The sequence below is a fragment of the Stenotrophomonas sp. a6 genome, from assembly GCF_030913325.1.
Lineage (GTDB): Bacteria > Pseudomonadota > Gammaproteobacteria > Xanthomonadales > Xanthomonadaceae > Stenotrophomonas > Stenotrophomonas maltophilia.
Window position 1 is genome coordinate 3520977 of sequence record NZ_CP133161.1, and the last position, 17077, is coordinate 3538053.

Below are 17077 nucleotides of genomic sequence, written 5' to 3' on the forward strand. Positions count from 1 at the left end.
GCGGGGATCCGGCCCCGGTTTTTTTTCACCCGGCGGATCAGTACCGGTAGTTCACCTTCATCCACAGGCTGCGCCCGGGCTCGTTGATGCGCACCGGGTCGGCCGGGAAGCCGAAGTCGGCACTGCCGGCCAGGTTCAGGTGCTCGCTGTAGGCGCGGTCGAACAGGTTGTCGACGCCCGCGCTGAGCTGCAGCTGCGAACTGAAACGGTACGCGGCGTTGAGCGCGAACGTGGCGAAACCTGCACTCGGCCCGAGGTCCTGTGCGACCACGTTGCCCTGGCCCTCGGCCACGCGGTGCTGGTGGGTCACCGCACGCAGCAGTGCCCCGGCACTCCAGCGCTCGCCTTCCCAGTTCGCGCTCAGGCGTGCTTCCAGTGGTGGCATCTGCGGCAGCGGACGCTGCTGGTCGCGGTTCTCGCCCCAGGCATAGGCCAGCGTGCCGCCCAGCTTCCACTGCCCGGCCAGGCTCACTTCCAGGCCCGCCTCGGCACCGGCGATGCGCGCGTCGACATTGCGGGCCTGGCTCATGCCCATCATGCCGCTGCCGTGGTACGTGAACAGGATGTAGTCCTGGATCTGCCCGGCGTACGCCGAAACCCACGCCTGCACGCGCGGCCCCTTGTACTGCAGGCCGACGTCGAGCTGGGTGGTGCGCTCGGGCTGCACGCCGGTGAACGCGTTCACTGCACCGGCCGGGCCATGGTTGGGCGAGAACAGCTCCCAGTAGTCGGGCATGCGCTCACTGTGACCGAGGCCGGCGTACCAGGTCAGGCCATCGGCCAGGTCCTGCTCGTAACGCAGGAAACCGCTGCCGAGCCATTCCTTGCGCGTCTGCCCGGCGCTGGGATTGGACCGGTTGCCCATCATTCCGCGGATCGATTGCCGCTCATCGCGGGCGCTGGCACGGTCGATGCGCAGGCCACTGATCCAGCGCTGGTCGGTGCCGGCGCCCAGGGTCAACTCGGTGAACACGCCGTAGCGGCGGAAGTTGGCATCGGTCTCCCAGGCGGCCTGGCGGTAGGTGTCGCGGCCCATGCCCATGCGGCCACGATGGCGGCTGTCTTCGCCATCCACACCGGCCACCAGCTGCACGTCCTGCCAGCGCCACTCGGAACTGACCCGGCCGCCCTGGGTACGGCGGTCCACGTTCGAGGCCATCGGCATCGGCATCATGCTGTGCGGGTTCGGCGTGCGCAGCGTGTAGTTGTCCATCACGTGGTCGGCTTCGTTGTAGTACACGTTGGCCTGCAACGTATCCCACGCACCGGGCAGGTTGCGCTTCTCGAAGCGCGCGGCATAGCTGGTGCGTTCGAACGCGGCACCGTCCATGCCGCGCCCGGCGTAACGCGCGATGGCATCGCCGGCACCGGCGGAAATCTCCAGCAGCGTGTCGGCATCCGGCGTCCAGCCGATGGCCACGTCACCGTTCCACTTGCGCCACTTCGACGGCACCACGTCACCGTGGCCGTCCTTGTAGTCATCGGCTTCGGAGCGGTTGCCGCTGGCACGCACGTAGCCGGTCGGGTTGCCCAGGGTCAGGTCCAGCACCTGGTCATTGCGGTTGCGCGAACCGACCAGCGCACTGGCATCGGCACGCAGGCCGGGTTCATCGAAGCGCGGCGTGTCGCGCTCGAAGCGCACGGTACCGGCCGAGGCACCTGCGCCCCAGCGCACGCTCTGCGGGCCCTTGATGATGGTCAACCGGTCGAAGCTTTCCGGCGCGATGTAGGACAGCGGATTGTCCATGCGCGACGGGCAGGCACCGATCAGGTTGCCGTCGTTGCTGAGGATGTTCAGGCGCGAACCGAACATGCCGCGCAGCACCGGGTCGCCGTTGGTGCCGCCATTGCGGATGGCAGAGAAGCCGGGAACGGTTTTCAGGTAATCGGCACCATCACTGGCCGGCACCGGCTGCCGCGGCAGGCGCGGATCGGTCACCCAGTGCAGCGGCGAGGACGGTGCGGCGGCGGTGACCACCATCGTGTCGAGGGTGCGCGCCTCTTCGGCGGGCGCAGCGTAGGCCAGTGACGTGGCCACGGCCAGGCCAAGGGCAACCGGCAGGCGCGCGCAGGCGCCCGCGGGGCGGGAAGTCATTTTCATCGGAACAGCTCCAAGGTACGCACGCGCGCACGGCGCCCGGTCAGGCGTCGTGCGGCAGATCCACGGGGATATCAGCGGACGATGGAGACGCGCGGTGGCCCACGTGCGGCGTGTGCGGGCCAGTGCGGTGCGGGCAGCACCTGTTGCGACCACGGGAACACCAGGCGCGGCCGCCACAGCAACGGCAACAGCAGTACCAGCACCGCCAGCCAGGGCAGCAGGCGCATGGCCAGTACACAGTATTCGCAGGCCTCGCCATGCATGGCGTGGGGATCGGCCGGGCGGTCAGGCGCTGCCGGCGCGGCGCCGTGCTGATCGTGCCCGGCCATGGCCATGTCGTGCATGTCATGGCCCATGGTGGCGTGGTCCATGCCCGCCATTGCAGTGTGGTCCATCGGCGGCGCCTGCAGCGCGCGGCTGACCAGCGGCGCAAGCACCATCAGCAGCGTCGCCAGGATGGCGAGCTGGAGCAGAAGACGCTGCGGGCGGGACAGGCGGGTCACCCCGCTAGTGTAGAGGCGGGTCCAGGGTTGCCCGTGCGACGAACCGTCGCAGGAGGGGGTTTATCGGCAGGGCTGCGCCCTGCACCCGCTGCGAGCTGGAGCAACAGCAAGAGCCGAAGCAACATCAAAAGCTGGCTTCCTGTGAGTTAGGCGGGGTGGGTCCGGTTGCGGGGGGCGCTGCAAGTACGTCCATGTAAGCTCGGTCGCCGCATCCATGCGGCTCACGCCCCCGCAACCGGACCCACCCCGCCTTCGACAGATCTCTGCGATCTGCAGTAGATCCACGCCATGCGTGGATGAATCTCCATCGGAATCGAATATTTCGAACTGGAATCGAAAAGCATCCACGCATGGCGTGGATCTACCGTGTCGACCAAGGTCGACACCTACCAACAGCCGCCGGAATCTGTCAGAGGTGGGGCGGTGTCGGAGTGCGGGGTGTCAGCCGCATGGATGCGGCTGCCAAGCTTACAGGGACGTACTTGCAGCGTCCCCGCACTCCGACACCGCCCCGCCAACCCACGGAATGCCGCTTCTGCTGTTGCTGTTGCTGTTGCTGTTGCCTTTGTCCGCAGCAGGTGCAGGGCTGCAAGCCCTGCTCGACCAACCCCTCACACCGTGATGGTCTGGGTCAGTGACTCCCAGGTCGGTGGCACCGGCCACGCGGCGGCCTGGTTGCCATCCAGCACCCTGCGCAGATCGCGCGGATCAATCTGCGGTGCCAGCACGTGCACCAGCTCCAGCGCGTAATCGCGCAGCACCCGGTCGCGCGGCAACACCGCCCAGGCAATGCACTCGCTGATCGGGTCCGGCGCCGGCCACGAGCGCAGGTCTTCGTCGTTGGAACTGACCGCCATCTCGGCCAGCAGGCCCACGCCCAGCCCGGTACGCACATAGGTCTTGATCAGGTCCGCATCGAGCGCGGTCAGCGCCAGGTCCGGCGCCAGGCCGTTTGCAGCGAAGGCGCGCTGCAACGAGGAATTCGGGCGGGTCGAGGATTCGTAGCTGATCAGCGGCTGCCGGGCCAACGCGGCCAGGTCCGGTGCGCGGCCGGCGCGGTCCAGCGGGTGCCCCTTGGGTACCACCACCAGGCGTCGCCAGCGGAACAGCGGCACCGCGATGCCATCGGTGGGCTCACTGCCGGCGGTGCTGATGATCGCGATATCCGCGTCACCCTGGTTCAAGCGGTCCAGCGCGTCGGTTTCACCGGCCTGCTGCAGGTGCACGCTCACCTGGGGATAGGCCTGCTTGATCGCTGCCACCGCCGGCGGCAGCACGAAGCGCGCCTGGGTGTGGGTGGTGGTCAGGATCAGCTGGCCCTGGCTCTCGCGGCGCTGGTTGGCCGCGTAGGTGCGGATGTTGTTGGCCTCGGCCAGCACCGCGCGGGCACGAGCGATCACCTCGGTGCCGGCCGGGGTGACCGACTCCAGGCTGCGGCCCTTGCGCACGAACAACAGGAAGCCGAGCTCGTCTTCCAGCTGCTTGAGCTGCTTGGACAGGCCGGGCTGGGTGGCGTGCACGCGCGAGGCGGCCAGCGTGATGTTCAGCTCGGCGTCGGCGATGGCGACCAGGTAGCGCAGCTGGGTCAGCGTCATGGGAGGCGGGCGGCGTGGGGCGGAGGTCCACTCTAGGGTCAATTGCCGTCACCAGCTTATAACCAAAGGTTGTTTAAGAAAGGTATCTGGTCATTTCCGGGCGTCATATGCCGGCGCTACGGTCAGCCGGCAGCCGCTGGCCTGAACAGCCAGCCCTCCCCTTCTGCCCGCCGGCGTCCGGCGCGGCCCTGTTTCCGGAGCGCTTCCATGGCCCTGTACGACTCCATCCTCGATACCGTCGGCAACACCCCCATCGTCAAGCTGCAGCGCCTGGCGCCGCCGCAGGTCAGCGTCTACGCCAAGGTCGAGTCGTTCAACCCGGGCGGCTCGGTCAAGGACCGCCTGGCGCTGGCGATCATCCTCGACGCCGAAGCACGTGGCCTGCTCAAGCCGGGCGACACCATCGTCGAAGCCACTTCTGGCAACACCGGCGTGGCGCTGGCGATGGTCGCCGCCGCGCGCGGCTACAAGTTCGTGGCGACCATGGTCGAGACCTTCTCGGTGGAGCGCCGCAAGCTGATGCGCGCCTATGGCGCCAAGGTGATCCTGACCCCGGCCGCCGAACGCGGCAGCGGCATGGTGCGCAAGGCGCGCGAACTGGCCGAGCAGCACGGCTGGTTCCTGGCCAGCCAGTTCGCCAACCCGGCCAATCCGGCGTATCACCGCAACACCACCGCCGCCGAAATCCTGCGCGACTTCGCCGGCAAGCGGCTGGACTACTTCGTCAGCGGCTGGGGCACGGGCGGCACGCTCACCGGCGTGGGCGAAGTGCTGAAGGTCGCGCGTCCGCAGACCCGCATCATCGCCACCGAGCCAGCCGGCGCCGCACTGCTGAAGGGCGATGACTGGAAGCCGCACAAGATCCAGGGCTGGACCCCGGACTTCGTGCCCGACGTGCTCAACCGTGATGTGGTGGATGAACTGGTGACGGTGGAAGATGACCGCGCGATCGCCACCGCGCGCCGACTGGCTGCGGAAGAAGGCATCTTCGTCGGCATCTCCGCCGGCGCTACCGTGGCCAGCGCACTGGATGTGGCCGCACGTGCCGAACCGGGTTCAGTGATCCTGGCGATGCTGCCGGACACCGGTGAACGCTACTTCTCCACGCCGCTGTTTGCCGACGTGAACGAGGGTTCCGACGACGACTGGTTGGCCGGCCTGCCGTAACACCCCGGGGTCGGATCCCTTTTCCGCAGGGAAAGGGCTCCGACCCCCTTCTGCTTCAGCCTGCATGAAGGCGTCGCCCGCCATCGTGCGTGAAGGCCGTCGGATCGCAGCGCGTGAGACGGTCATGACGCAGTATCGATGCCCTGTCCCCTACCGTGGGAACAGCCGGCGCAGATGCTGCGCGGATCACCTCACAGGCAGGAGACGGACGCATGAAGATCGAAGTTTGGCAGGGCGACATCACGACCCTGGCGGTGGATGCGATCGTCAACGCGGCCAATGAAACGCTGCTCGGTGGTGGCGGTGTCGACGGCGCGATCCATCGTGCGGCCGGGCCCGCGTTGCTGGCCGAATGCGCGCAGCTGCCGGAACTGCGCCCGGGCGTACGTTGCCCGACCGGAGAAGTGCGCGCCACCAGTGCTTACGCTTTGCCTGCACGCTACGTACTGCACACGGTGGGCCCGGTCTGGCACGACGGCCAGCGCGATGAACCGGCGTTGCTCGCCAACTGCTACTGGAAGTCGCTGCAGCTGGCCGAATCGCTGGGCGTGCAGTCGATCGCATTCCCAGCCATCAGCTGCGGCGTATACGGCTATCCGCTGTACCAGGCCGCGCAGATCGCAGTGACCGAAACACTGGCCTGGCAGCGCAGCCACGCGCAACCGATGCGCATCGTGCTGGTGGCGTTCAATACCGCTACGGCCAAGGCCTACCAGCAGGCGTTGAGTGCCGCCGGGCAAAGCGCCGACAGCGAACCGCGCGGGTCGATGCTGCCGCCCCTGGGTGACGCGGGTTTTGCCGCCGCGCATTGAATCGCGATGCAGCGCGAAAAGGAAAAGGCCGGGCATTGCCCGGCCTTCTCAGTTACACCATTGATGTCATCCACGCATGGCGTGGATCACGCTCAACGACTGGCAGCTTCCACCGCAGCGGCGTCATCGGCCACGGCGGCTGCAGCGTCGGCAGCGGCACGTGCAGCCGATGCCGCAGCACCCTCGGCGCTGGCCCCTTCCACCTGCACGCGCACCTCGACCATGCCTGCGCCATTGTTCAGGCTGGACACGTCGACGGTGTAATGACCGGCCGGCAGAGTCTCCTCCAGGCGCGAGTTGGTACCGTTGCCACCGTCGTCGTCGGTCAGCTCGACATCGCCACCGACCACGCGCAGCACGGTATCGACCTGGCTGGAAATCGCGTCCAGGCGCACGTCGGCCGGCCGGTCCAGGGTCAGCAGGAAGCGGCGACGGCCTTCGTTGTCCAGCATGGTGTACACGCTGCCCGACTTCGGCAGGGCGGTGCCATCGCGCTCGACCAGATTCCCCGGCAGTTCGATGCGGGTGGCAGACAGGGTGAACATGCCATTGACACCGCTGCCGAGGCCGCGCGCGGTCAGGGTGTACTTGCCCGGCTTCAGCGACAGGGTCAGCCGCGAGTTGGTGCTGTCGTTGCCATCGTCGTTTTCGGCTTCAACGCCCTGGCCCGACAGCTTCAGCACCGGATCGAAGACATCCGACACCAGGCGGATTTCGTACAGGCCGGCCTTGTCCACCTGCAGGGTGTAGTCCTGCGAATCACTGGCCAGCATGTCCACGATTTCGCCACTGCCCGCCAACGGCTTGCCGTCGTAAGGTTTCAGCTTCTCGGCTCGCAGGCGATACGGACCAAAGGCGGTCGGGCCATCGGCATTGACCGCCACCTGGTAGGTGCCGCCGCCATTGGCACGGAACGCCAGCGAGACGTCGCCTTCGCGTTCGTAACCGGTGTTGCTGGTGGAAACAAGACTGCCGTTGTTGAACACGGCGATCGAGCCGCTGAGGGCACCAGTAAGTTTCAGGCCGACCAGATCCTTGTCTTCCAGCTTGATCTGGTAGAGCTGGTGATGGCTGCCATCATTGAAGTTGATGCCGCTGCGCGAGGTGATCTCGCCGGACACCGGCTTGTCGAAATCGAGCGACGCGGCCTTGCCTGCCTCTGCGCCGCCGCCGATGCGGTTGCACCCGCCGGCGACCAGGACCGTGGCTACGGCCAGTGTGATTGCTGCCAAACGCATGTTGTTTCTCCTTGGCCTTCCATGTGGTTCCCGCGTACCGGCCGGGCACGCGGGGGCGGAAAAGATACCCGCAAAAGCAAACGCCGGCGTGATGCCGGCGCTGCCTTGTTCATCCAGCGATGGGACGGATCAACCGTTCCACTTGCCCAGCGCAGCCAGGCCGTTGTCCTTGGCACGCTCGTACACGGTCTTCTGGGCGGCTGCGTAGTTGCCCTTCATGTCCTTGGCCCACAGCTTCAGCGCGGCCTGCTGCATGGCGCGACCGTAGGAGAAGCTCAGCGGCCACGGCAGGTTGCCCAGCTGGTTCATCGCGTTCAGGTGCTCGGTGGACTGCTCGTCGCTCTGGCCACCGGACAGGAACACCACGCCCGGCAGGATGGCCGGCACGGTGCTCTTCAGGCACATCACGGTCGACTCGGCCACTTCCTCGACGTCGGCCTGCTCATCGCAGTTCTTGCCGGAGATGACCATGGACGCCTTCAGGATGGTGCCTTCCAGCAGCACGTTCTGCTGGTACAGCGCGTCGAACAGCGAACGCAGGGTGGCTTCGGTGACTTCGTAGCAGGTCTCGATGTCGTGGTCGCCGTCCATGATCACTTCCGGCTCGACCATCGGCACCAGGCCGCATTCCTGGCACAGGGCGGCATAACGGGCCAGCGCATGGGCGTTGGACTCGATGCAGGTGCCCGACGGAATGCTCTCGCCGATGTTGATGACCGCACGCCACTTGGCGAAGCGCGCACCCAGCTTGTAGTACTCCTGCAGGCGCTCGCGCAGGCCGTCCAGGCCTTCCGTGACCAGCTCGCCCGGGCAGCCGGCCAGCGGGTGCGCACCCTTGTCCACCTTGATGCCCGGAATCATGCCGTGGTCGGCCATGTACTTGGCGAACGGCACGCCGTCCCTGGTCGACTGGCGGATGGTTTCGTCGTACAGGATGGCGCCGGAAATGTGCTCGTTGAGCTTCGGCGTGGTCAGCAGCAGCTCGCGGTAGGCACGACGGTTCTCCTCGGTGTTCTCGATACCGACGCCGGCGAAACGCTTGGCGATGGTAGCGGTGGATTCGTCGATCGCGATGATGCCCTTGCCCGGGGCGACCATGGCCTGGGCGGTTTCGGCCAGCTGTTCGATGCTCATGTATTTCCTGTGGCGGGTGCGGGAAAAACGTAAGTATAGCCCCGCCGCCCGTTGCCCCGGTGTCGAGGCCAGGATGGAAACGATTCCAATGTCCACGCAGGGGATGTCCTGCGGCATGGGGTCAGAGCCCCTTTGGGGATCTGACCCCGGGTCGGATGCGCGCAGCGGCTCCGACCCGAGGCCGACTGGGTTTACAGATCGCCCAGCCCAATGGCGCGGCCGTCTTCACCCACTTCCAGCAGGCGCAGGGTATTGGTGGCACCGTGGGTTTCCATGTGCTCGCCGCTGGTGAACACGACGCGGTCGCCGGCCTGCAGCAGTTCGGCTTCCACCAGCAGGCGGATGCTGCCGCGCGCGGCTTCGCGCGGGGTCAGGCCGCGGCTGTCGAAGTTGATCGGGAACACATCGCGCATCAGCGCCATCTGCCGGCGCGCGCCGTCATGGCGGGTCACCGCGAACACCGGCGCCTTGGCGCGGAAACGCGACAGGTAACGCGCGGTGCCACCGGACTCGGTCATTGCCACGATCGCGCGCACGCCCACGTGCTGGGACAAGAACATGGTGGCCATGGCAATGGCCTGGTCGGCACGCTCGAGGTTGCGCGGCGAAGCGTTGAAGTCGGTCTCGGTCTGGAACTGGCGCTCGGCCCCCAGGCAGATGCGCGCCATTGCTTCGACCGCCTTGACCGGCCAGGCACCTGCAGCGGTCTCGGCCGACAGCATCACCGCATCGGTGCCGTCGATGACCGAGTTGGCCACGTCCAGCACTTCGGCACGGGTCGGAATCGGGCTTTCCACCATCGACTGCAGCATCTGCGTGGCGGTGATCACCACCTTGTTCTGTGCCAGCGAGGCCTTGATGATCTTCTTCTGCAGGCCCGGCAGTTCGGCATCGCCGATCTCCACGCCAAGGTCGCCACGGGCGACCATCACCACGTCGCTGGCCTCGACGATTTCTTCCAGGTTCTCGATGGCCTCGGTGCGCTCGATCTTCGACACCAGCGCAGCATCACAGCCATGCGAGCGGGCGATGTCACGCGCATCGTTCATGTCCTGTGCGTTGCGGCAGAACGACACGGCGATGAAGTCGACACCGATCTTGGCGACGATGCCGATCAGCTCCTTGTCGCGCTCGGTCAGCGCGCCCAGCGAGAGGCCGCCGCCCTGCTTGTTCAGGCCCTTGCGGTCGGACAGCACACCGTCGTTCAGTACGGTATTGATGATGCGTTCGCCCTGCACCTCCACCACCTGCAGCTGCATCAGGCCGTCGTCGAGCAGCAGGACGTCGCCCGGACCCACGTCCTGCGGCAGGCCGAGGTAGCTCACACCCACCTGGGTGGCATCACCCGGGCCGGCGCTGGTGCTGGCGATCAGGTCGAAGCGGTTGCCCGCCTTCAGCTGCACCTTGCCTTCTGCGAAGCGCTCGATGCGGATCTTCGGGCCCGGCAGGTCGGCCAGGATGCCCACTTCCACGCCGACGCGGGCGGCGGCGGCACGCACTTCGGCGGCACGCTTGGCCTGGCCGGACGGGTCACCATGGCTGAAGTTGAGGCGCACCACGTTGACGCCGGCGCGGAACAGATCCTCCAGCACGCCCGGCGGATCAGTGGCCGGACCGAGGGTGGCAAGGATCTTGGTGCGACGCTGACGCTCGAACATGGTGAATGGGCCTCTCCCGATAAAGAACGGAAATTAGCACATCCTTCACGCCGCATGTATACGGTTACAGCCTTGTGCTGCCTGACTTCGCGGGTCATGGATCGGACATCACCCGGACATACGCTGGCGCAGGGCGTTCTGTAGAGCCGGGCCCATGCCCGGCTGCGCCGTTGGCCGCAATCAGCCGAGCGTGGGGCCAGCTCTCCAGGCGGGGCGGCTAGGCCAACAGCGTCGTCAGCTGTGCCGGCTCGCGAGCCAGCTGGCCCGCACCGGCTTCGGTCAGTTCGGCCTCACCGCCAAAGCCCCACAGCACCCCCACGCTGCGCAGGCCGTGGTGGCGTGCGCCCTCGATGTCCATGCGGCGGTCGCCGATCATCCAGCACTGTGCGGGCTGCAGTTGCAGGCGGCGCAGTGCCTCCCCGACCAGCTCGGGCTTGTGGCTGCGCGAGCCGTCCAGGGTCGAACCGACGATCTCCTCGAACAGCCCGCCAAACGGCAGGTGCGCAAGGATGCGGCGCGCATGCGGCTCGTTCTTGGCGGTGACCACCGCCAGGCGGTGGCCTCGGCCATGCAGCGTGCGCAGGGTGTCTTCCACCTGCGGGTACACCGTGTGTTCCCGCCAGCCTTCGGCGTCGAAACGCTCGCGGTAATAGCCCACCGCCTGCTCCACCCGCGCTGGTTCAACGAACAGTGGCGTGAAGGTGGTACGCAGCGAAGGACCGATCCAGCCCAGCAGCGTCTCCTGCGGCGGCACCGGATGGTCCATCTTCTGCAGCGCATAGGCGATGCAGGCGGTGATGCCCACCTGCGAGTCGATCAGCGTGCCGTCCAGGTCGAAGAACAGGACATCCTTGCTGTGCCCGGCACTCATGCGCCGCGCGCGTCGAGTGCGGCCACCGCCGGCAGGGTCTTGCCCTCCAGGAACTCCAGGAACGCACCACCGCCGGTGGAGATGTAGCTGACCTGCTGGGCGATATCGAACTTGTCGACCGCCGCCAGGGTGTCGCCGCCACCGGCGATGGAGAACGCCCTGGAGCTGGCGATGGCGCGGGCCAGTGCTTCGGTGCCCTTGCTGAAGGCCTCGAACTCGAACACACCGACCGGGCCGTTCCAGACCACGGTACCGGCCTTGTCGATCAGCTGCGCGTACTGCGCCGCGGTCTGCGGGCCGATGTCCAGGATCAGATCATCTTCGGCAACGGCGTCGACTGCCTTCACCTCGGCGACCGCGTCGGGCATGAACTGCTTGGCGGTCACCACGTCCACCGGCAGCGGGATGTCGGCGCCGCGCGCCTTGGCATCGGCCACGATCTTCTTCGCGGTGTCCAGCAGGTCCGGCTCGTACAGCGACTTGCCGACGTTGTAACCGGCGGCAGCGATGAAGGTGTTGGCGATGCCACCACCGACGATCAGCTGGTCGACCTTGCCGACCAGGTTGGCCAGCAGTTCCAGCTTGGTGCTGACCTTGCTGCCGGCCACGATGGCCAGCAGCGGCTTGGCCGGTGCATCCAGCGCCTGCGCCAGCGCGTCCAGTTCGGCCATCAGCAGCGGGCCACCGGCAGCAACCGGGGCGAAGCGGATGACACCGTGTGTGGAGGCCTGCGCACGGTGCGCGGTGCCGAAGGCGTCCATCACGAACACATCGCACAGGGCGGCGTACTTCTTCGACAGGGCTTCATCGTCCTTGCCCTCGCCGACGTTCATGCGGCAGTTTTCCAGCAGCACCAGCTGGCCCGGCTGGACCTCGACGCCGTCGACCCAGTCGCGCACCAGCGGAACCTCGCGACCGAGCAGCTCGGACAGGCGCTGGGCCACCGGCGCCAGCGAATCGGCTTCGCTCCAAACACCTTCCTTCGGGCGCCCCAGGTGCGAGGTGACCATCACCGCCGCGCCCTGCTCCAGCGCGCGCTTGAGCGTCGGCAGCGAAGCGGTGATGCGCTGTTCGGAAGTGATGCGGCCATTCTCGATCGGCACGTTCAGATCCTGGCGGATCAGCACGCGCTTGCCGGAGAGGTCGAGGTCGGTCATGCGGACGATGGACATGGGCAACTCTTTGGCTCGGGGACAGGATGCCGGGATGCGGCAGGCGGCCATTGTATCGGGTGCGGGTGGTGGGAGGGTCCATGCCTGTGGCAGACAGAGGCACAACTGCAACTGCAGCAGCAACAGCAACAGCAACAGCACAGCCAGAGCCAAAGCGCTGGCGGTTCGTGGTGCCGTGAGTGGGCCGGGGCGGTGCGGGCTGGCAGGGGACGCCGTGAATCCGTCCGTGGAGGCTTGGCAGCCGCATCCATGCGGCTGACACCCCTGCCAACCCGCACCGCCCCGGCCTCGACAGGTTCATGTGACGGAGCGGATGGCAAAGGCAAGAGCGGTTTCTGATGTCGGATGGAGAAAGAAGGGGTCAGATCCGTTTTCCTGCGGAAAACGGATCTGACCCCGAGGGCCCCGCTGTTCTGTAGAGCCGAGCCCATGCTCGGCTGGAGATTTCGCGGAGAGCAGCCGAGCGTGGGCTCGGCTCTACAAGAAGCGCCCAGCGAAGCTGCTTTGCTCTTGCTCTTCTTCTTTCTCTTCCGTGGGTGGAAGCAACCGGAAACTGTCAGAGGCCGGGCGGGGTGGGTTCGCGGGGGTGTCAGCCGCATGGATGCGGCTGCCAAGCCTACAAGGACGTACTTGCGGCGTCCCCCGCGAACCCGCCCCGCCCGGCCAAGCGCTGCTTTTGCTTTGCACGACCACCCCCACCCACGAGGGGCTGCGCCGTTCGCCGCAACCTACGCCGAAGGCGCCGGCTTCTGCCGAAGCAGGCTGACCGCCAGGCCGCCAACAATCAACACACCCAGCCCCAGCAACGCCCACAGCAACCACGCCTTCCAATCGTGCTGCGGCTTCAGCGCCGCGTCACCGGCCAGCGGCTCCGGGCTGCCCTCCAGGCGCGCGAGCGTCGGCTGCCACGACGGATCATTGCGCTGCCGCAGTTCCTCGATCAACACACCGATCGGCGCTTCCATGCGGCGCGCGGTCGCGCTGCCTACTGCCAGTGCATACGGTGCTGCCCCCTGGCTCAGGAACACCAGTACTTCCGGCTGGTAGCCCAAGCGCAGGGTCGGTGCGGTCGCAGTTTCCGCCGGGTTCGCCACCAGCTTCCAGTAGCGGTCACGATGCACGCCCCCCAGCGGCTGGGCCGCTGATTGCTGGCGCTGGCCCTGCGCGCCCTGCTGCAGTTGGTACGCAATCCATGGCGCACTGCGGCGCTGCCATTCCGCACTCTCGTCATCGCGGCTGAACAACGTCCACTGCACCAGGCTGTTGTCGGTGCTGGCCACATCCGCGCGCGCTACCGGGAAACGGCCGTCGAGTTCGAAGGTGTATTCACCCTTGCCCTTCGAGGTCGGTTCCAGCGACAGCCACTCCCACGGCAGCGTGGCCGGCGCCGGCGGCAGCTCGGCCAGCACGCTGCGCAGCGTCGGCAGGCGCGCATCGCCCTGCGCCAGCACGCGCAGATAGCGCGCCTCGCCGTCCACCTGCAGGCGGCGCTGCAGCAGGCGCTTGCCAGCACGCTGCAGGTCGACCAGCGGGATGTCACGCCCGATCGGACGCCAGTGCTGCAGGTCGTCGCTGGCATCCAGCTGCACCTGCGCCTGCAACGGCTGTCCGCTGTCAGCCCAGTCCAGCACCAGTGCCGCCAACGGTTGCTGGCCGAGCACGCTGGCATCGATCAGCCAACCACCCTGCCCGTTCGCTGCCGCACCGCCGCTCACGCGTGCTTCGACGCGACGGACACGGCCATCGGTATCGCGCTCGGTCAGCAACTGCAGATCGTTGCGCTGTGCTTCGGCCAGCGGCGGCAGCGCGAACCACGGCAGCTCACGCTGCACCGGCGGCTGTGCCAGCGGCTGGTCCGGCGCCAGCAATGCCGATGGCAACGATTGGCCGGCGGCGTTGAACACCTGCAGGTCACCCAGGTCTGCGGCACCTGCACGGCGATAGATCGCCGGCTCCAGAACCACCCTGTACGCACCGGACTGTGCGCTGGACAGCGTCAACGGCCACTGCTCGGCGTACTGCGTGCGGTAGTCGGCGGCCTGCACCGCGACGGCGGCCAGCATGCCGAACATCGCCGGCAGCAGCGCCCTGCTCCACTTCCTCATTGTTTTTCCTCCACGGACGGCGCCGCGCTGGGCGGTGCCGGTGCCAGATAACCCACGACCGTGCACAGCAGGCCGTAGGCGATGAACGATGCGATGCCCAGCAGGTTGCCCAGGTGCTGGCGATCGACGATGACCAGCTTGGCCAGCACCACGCCCATCAGCACGGCACCGACCATCCACAACACGCGCTGGCCACGGCGCGATCCCCACACCCAGGCAATCACGCCGAGCACGCTCCACAGCACGGTCAGGCTGGTCTGCGCCAGGCTGGAACGCATCATCGACGCACTCCACGACAGGCCGCCCCACTGATGCACGCCATGCAGCACCACGCTGGTCAGCGCGACGAACGTTGCCAGTGACAGCAGCGGCATGCGGATTCCCGACAGGGTCTTCGGCGCCTGATCGCTGTACAGCCAGCGTGCAAGCAGCAACAGGCTCAGCCACTGTCCGAGCTCGGCCGGATTCAATACCGGCAGCCAGAGCAGCGGCGCAGCATCGCCCGGCAGCAGCTGTCCGAACAGCCAGCCGATCGACAACAGGCCGAACAGCACGCACTGCAGCGGCTGGCGCACGCGATCGAACGCTGCACCCAGCGGCCAGCGCAGCGCATTCCAGCGCCACAGCGACAGCGCCGCCATCAACAGCCACGGCACCGTCACCAGCAACGTGGTCCAGCCCTGTGCCAGACCGGCCTCGCCACCGCCCCACAGGGCCAGCAGCGAAAGCAGAGACGGCCACAACAGCCACCACAGGAACTGCGCGATGCGCGCCACGCTATCGCCCCCCTGGCGCAGGCAGAGCAGCGTGCGCACGCCCATCACCGCGAACACCGCCCAGGCCAGCGCACCGTAGCCGGCGAACGGCTGATGGTGCGCGTCGCTCTGCATCAGCGCCAGCGGGAAGCCCAGCGCCAGCATGGCCAGCGCGGTCACGCCCAGTGCGCGTGCCGGCTGACGGCGCTGCATTTCGGCGGCCAGCCAGGCAGTGACGGCGGCCAGCACCAGCAACGCGTCCACTTCGGTGCGGTACGGGAAGAAGCGGGTGATCTCATGCACCATGCCGCCCAGCCACCACAGCAGGCCCCACAGGTAGTAGACCAGGGCGATCTCGTGGCGTGACCTGCGCTGGTAGCTCCAGGCCGACGCGAAGCCGGCCAGGGCCAGCAGCAGCGCCCCGATGGCAGTCGGATTGATCAGGAAGCGCAGGTCCTCATGCCAGTGATCGCCACCGGCCACGAAGGCGAACGCAGCGCCCATCTGCAGCAGCGCGCCGGACACCTGCGGCAGCCAGCGCTTCTGGCGCAGGCCCAACCAGGCCAGTCCGGCGCCTTCCAGCGCGAACACCGCGCCGGTGGCCCGCGCCGACAAGGCCAGCGGCACCGCCAGCGTGGCAAAGCCCACCGCCAGCACCGCGTGCGACTGCGCCAGCACGGTGTACGACGCGCGCCTGATCAACGCCCACGCCAGCGCCGCGTAGATCGCGGCCAGGCCAAGTGCGCACAGCGCCAGCGTCATCGGCTGCTGGTACAGCATCCCCGCCTGCAACGAGAACGCGACCAACGGCGTACCGAACACCAGGCTGCCATCGACCAGGTCACGCTGCCCGGCGGGCTGCCGGCGTGCGTAGAGCAACGGGATCAGCAGGTAGAAGGCGAAGAACAGCAGCAGGAACGGCTCGGTGCTGCTGAACTTGTCAGGCGCGTACTGCAGCACGCCCCAGAACGTGCCGATACCGAAGGTGAAGGCGAAGCCCAGCAGGTTCAGCGCGCGCCACGGTCGGAACCAGGCAATGGCGAAGATGCCGGCGTTGAGCACGGCGTAGTAGCTGAACAACCCCACGTGGTTGCCGCTGCCGGTGGACAGCCACAGCGGTGCCATGAAGCCGGCGAGGATGCCCAGCACCGCCAGCGTGCGCGAGTTCTGCACCACCGCCAGCACGCACAGCGCGGCCACCAGTGCAATGGAGCTGACGAAGGCGAAGCCCGGCGGAATCAGCTCGAAACGCTTGAAGGCCGCGAAGATGGTCAACAGCAGCACGCCGATGGCACCACCCTGCAAGGCCAGCGCAAACAGGCGCCGGCGCTCGCGCTGGTGCCAGCCGAACGCCAGCAGGCCCAGTGCACCGACGGTGACACCGGCCAGGCGCAGCTCGATCGGTAGCACCAGCCAGCCCTGGTCGCTGACGTACTTCAGCAGCGCAGCGACACCGGCCAGCAGCACCAGCATGCCGATCTTCACCGGCACGTTGCCCTCGGTGAACCAGCGCTTGACCGCGCCAATGCCGCGCTCGATGAAGTTCGGCAGCGCCGGTCCGGAAGGCAACGGTGGCTGCATCGGCGCGGGTGGCACCGGCGGTGGTGCGATCGCGCGCGGCGCCTCCGTTGCCGCAGGCACCGCTTCGCGCACCGGCGTTGGCTGAGGCGGAGGCGGTGCAGCAGCCGCCACCGGCCGCAGGAACGGTGGATCGGCACTGGCCACAGGGGGGGCCGCAGGCCGTTCAGGCGCGTGCATGGCGGCGACCGGCGCGGCAGCCATGGCGCTTTCCAGCGCGGCGACGCGGCGGCGCAGGCCGGCAATCATCACCAGCGCCACCCCCAGCAGCAGCGGGATGGCCAGCAGGACCAGTACGACCAGGGCAATCAGTGCTTCCATTGCGTGCTTCCATAGCGTTCCCGCGCCCCAGCGGCAGCGGTCGACCGGCCCATGCTACGACAGGGCC

12 protein-coding genes are annotated in these 17077 nt (G+C 67.5%); 2 read left to right on the forward strand and 10 right to left on the reverse strand.

Translation table 11 applies throughout. The features are described 5' to 3' along the window. Positions 1-37: 37 nt before the first annotated feature. The 3 genes from Q9Q79_RS16210 to Q9Q79_RS16220 all read right to left on the reverse strand — a co-directional run bounded on the left by Q9Q79_RS16210 (position 38) and on the right by Q9Q79_RS16220 (position 4199). Positions 38-2101 carry a TonB-dependent copper receptor gene (locus Q9Q79_RS16210; RefSeq protein WP_201861978.1) on the reverse strand — a complete coding sequence of 688 codons (2064 nt, stop codon included), beginning with the start codon at positions 2099-2101 and terminating at the stop codon, positions 38-40. A gap of 71 nt (positions 2102-2172) precedes the next feature. Then, on the reverse strand, positions 2173-2604 hold the full coding sequence (locus tag Q9Q79_RS16215; protein ID WP_201861979.1) for a DUF2946 domain-containing protein: 432 nt from the start codon (positions 2602-2604) through the stop codon (positions 2173-2175). A gap of 611 nt (positions 2605-3215) precedes the next feature. Beyond that, on the reverse strand, positions 3216-4199 hold the full coding sequence (locus Q9Q79_RS16220; protein WP_024958695.1) for a LysR family transcriptional regulator: 984 nt from the start codon (positions 4197-4199) through the stop codon (positions 3216-3218). A gap of 207 nt (positions 4200-4406) precedes the next feature. On the opposite strand from Q9Q79_RS16220, the gene cysK reads away from it, so the two are divergent. Both cysK and Q9Q79_RS16230 read left to right on the forward strand, forming a co-directional pair. Then, on the forward strand, positions 4407-5366 hold the full coding sequence (cysK, locus tag Q9Q79_RS16225; protein ID WP_012481123.1) for a cysteine synthase A: 960 nt from the start codon (positions 4407-4409) through the stop codon (positions 5364-5366). Between the two features lie 212 nt (positions 5367-5578). Next, on the forward strand, positions 5579-6178 hold the full coding sequence (locus Q9Q79_RS16230; RefSeq protein WP_049406609.1) for an O-acetyl-ADP-ribose deacetylase: 600 nt from the start codon (positions 5579-5581) through the stop codon (positions 6176-6178). A 92-nt stretch (positions 6179-6270) separates the two neighbouring features. On the opposite strand, the gene Q9Q79_RS16235 is transcribed toward Q9Q79_RS16230, so the two are convergent. From Q9Q79_RS16235 to Q9Q79_RS16265, 7 genes are all read right to left on the reverse strand, one after another. Further along, a complete protein-coding gene (locus Q9Q79_RS16235) occupies positions 6271-7416 on the reverse strand; it encodes a hypothetical protein (RefSeq protein WP_043034326.1) in 1146 nt (381 codons plus the stop codon). A gap of 129 nt (positions 7417-7545) precedes the next feature. Then, positions 7546-8550, reverse strand: a complete 1005-nt coding sequence (locus Q9Q79_RS16240) for a class I fructose-bisphosphate aldolase (protein WP_005410832.1) — start codon at positions 8548-8550, stop codon at positions 7546-7548. A gap of 191 nt (positions 8551-8741) precedes the next feature. Next, a complete protein-coding gene (gene pyk, locus Q9Q79_RS16245; RefSeq protein ID WP_005410833.1) occupies positions 8742-10208 on the reverse strand; it encodes a pyruvate kinase in 1467 nt (488 codons plus the stop codon). Positions 10209-10425: 217 nt separating this feature from the next. Continuing rightward, positions 10426-11079: an HAD hydrolase-like protein gene (locus Q9Q79_RS16250; RefSeq protein WP_012481127.1), complete on the reverse strand. Its 654-nt coding sequence runs from the start codon at positions 11077-11079 to the stop codon at positions 10426-10428. After that, positions 11076-12251 carry a phosphoglycerate kinase gene (locus Q9Q79_RS16255; RefSeq protein ID WP_012481128.1) on the reverse strand — a complete coding sequence of 392 codons (1176 nt, stop codon included), beginning with the start codon at positions 12249-12251 and terminating at the stop codon, positions 11076-11078. Before Q9Q79_RS16255 ends, Q9Q79_RS16250 begins: the two co-directional genes overlap by 4 nt. A gap of 728 nt (positions 12252-12979) precedes the next feature. Then, positions 12980-14356 (reverse strand): DUF3999 domain-containing protein, encoded by a 1377-nt coding sequence (locus Q9Q79_RS16260; protein ID WP_111189049.1) that lies wholly within the window; start codon positions 14354-14356, stop codon positions 12980-12982. Beyond that, positions 14353-17010 (reverse strand): DUF2339 domain-containing protein, encoded by a 2658-nt coding sequence (locus tag Q9Q79_RS16265; RefSeq protein WP_201861708.1) that lies wholly within the window; start codon positions 17008-17010, stop codon positions 14353-14355. The genes Q9Q79_RS16260 and Q9Q79_RS16265 overlap by 4 nt, the downstream gene beginning before the upstream one ends. Positions 17011-17077 lie beyond the last annotated feature (67 nt).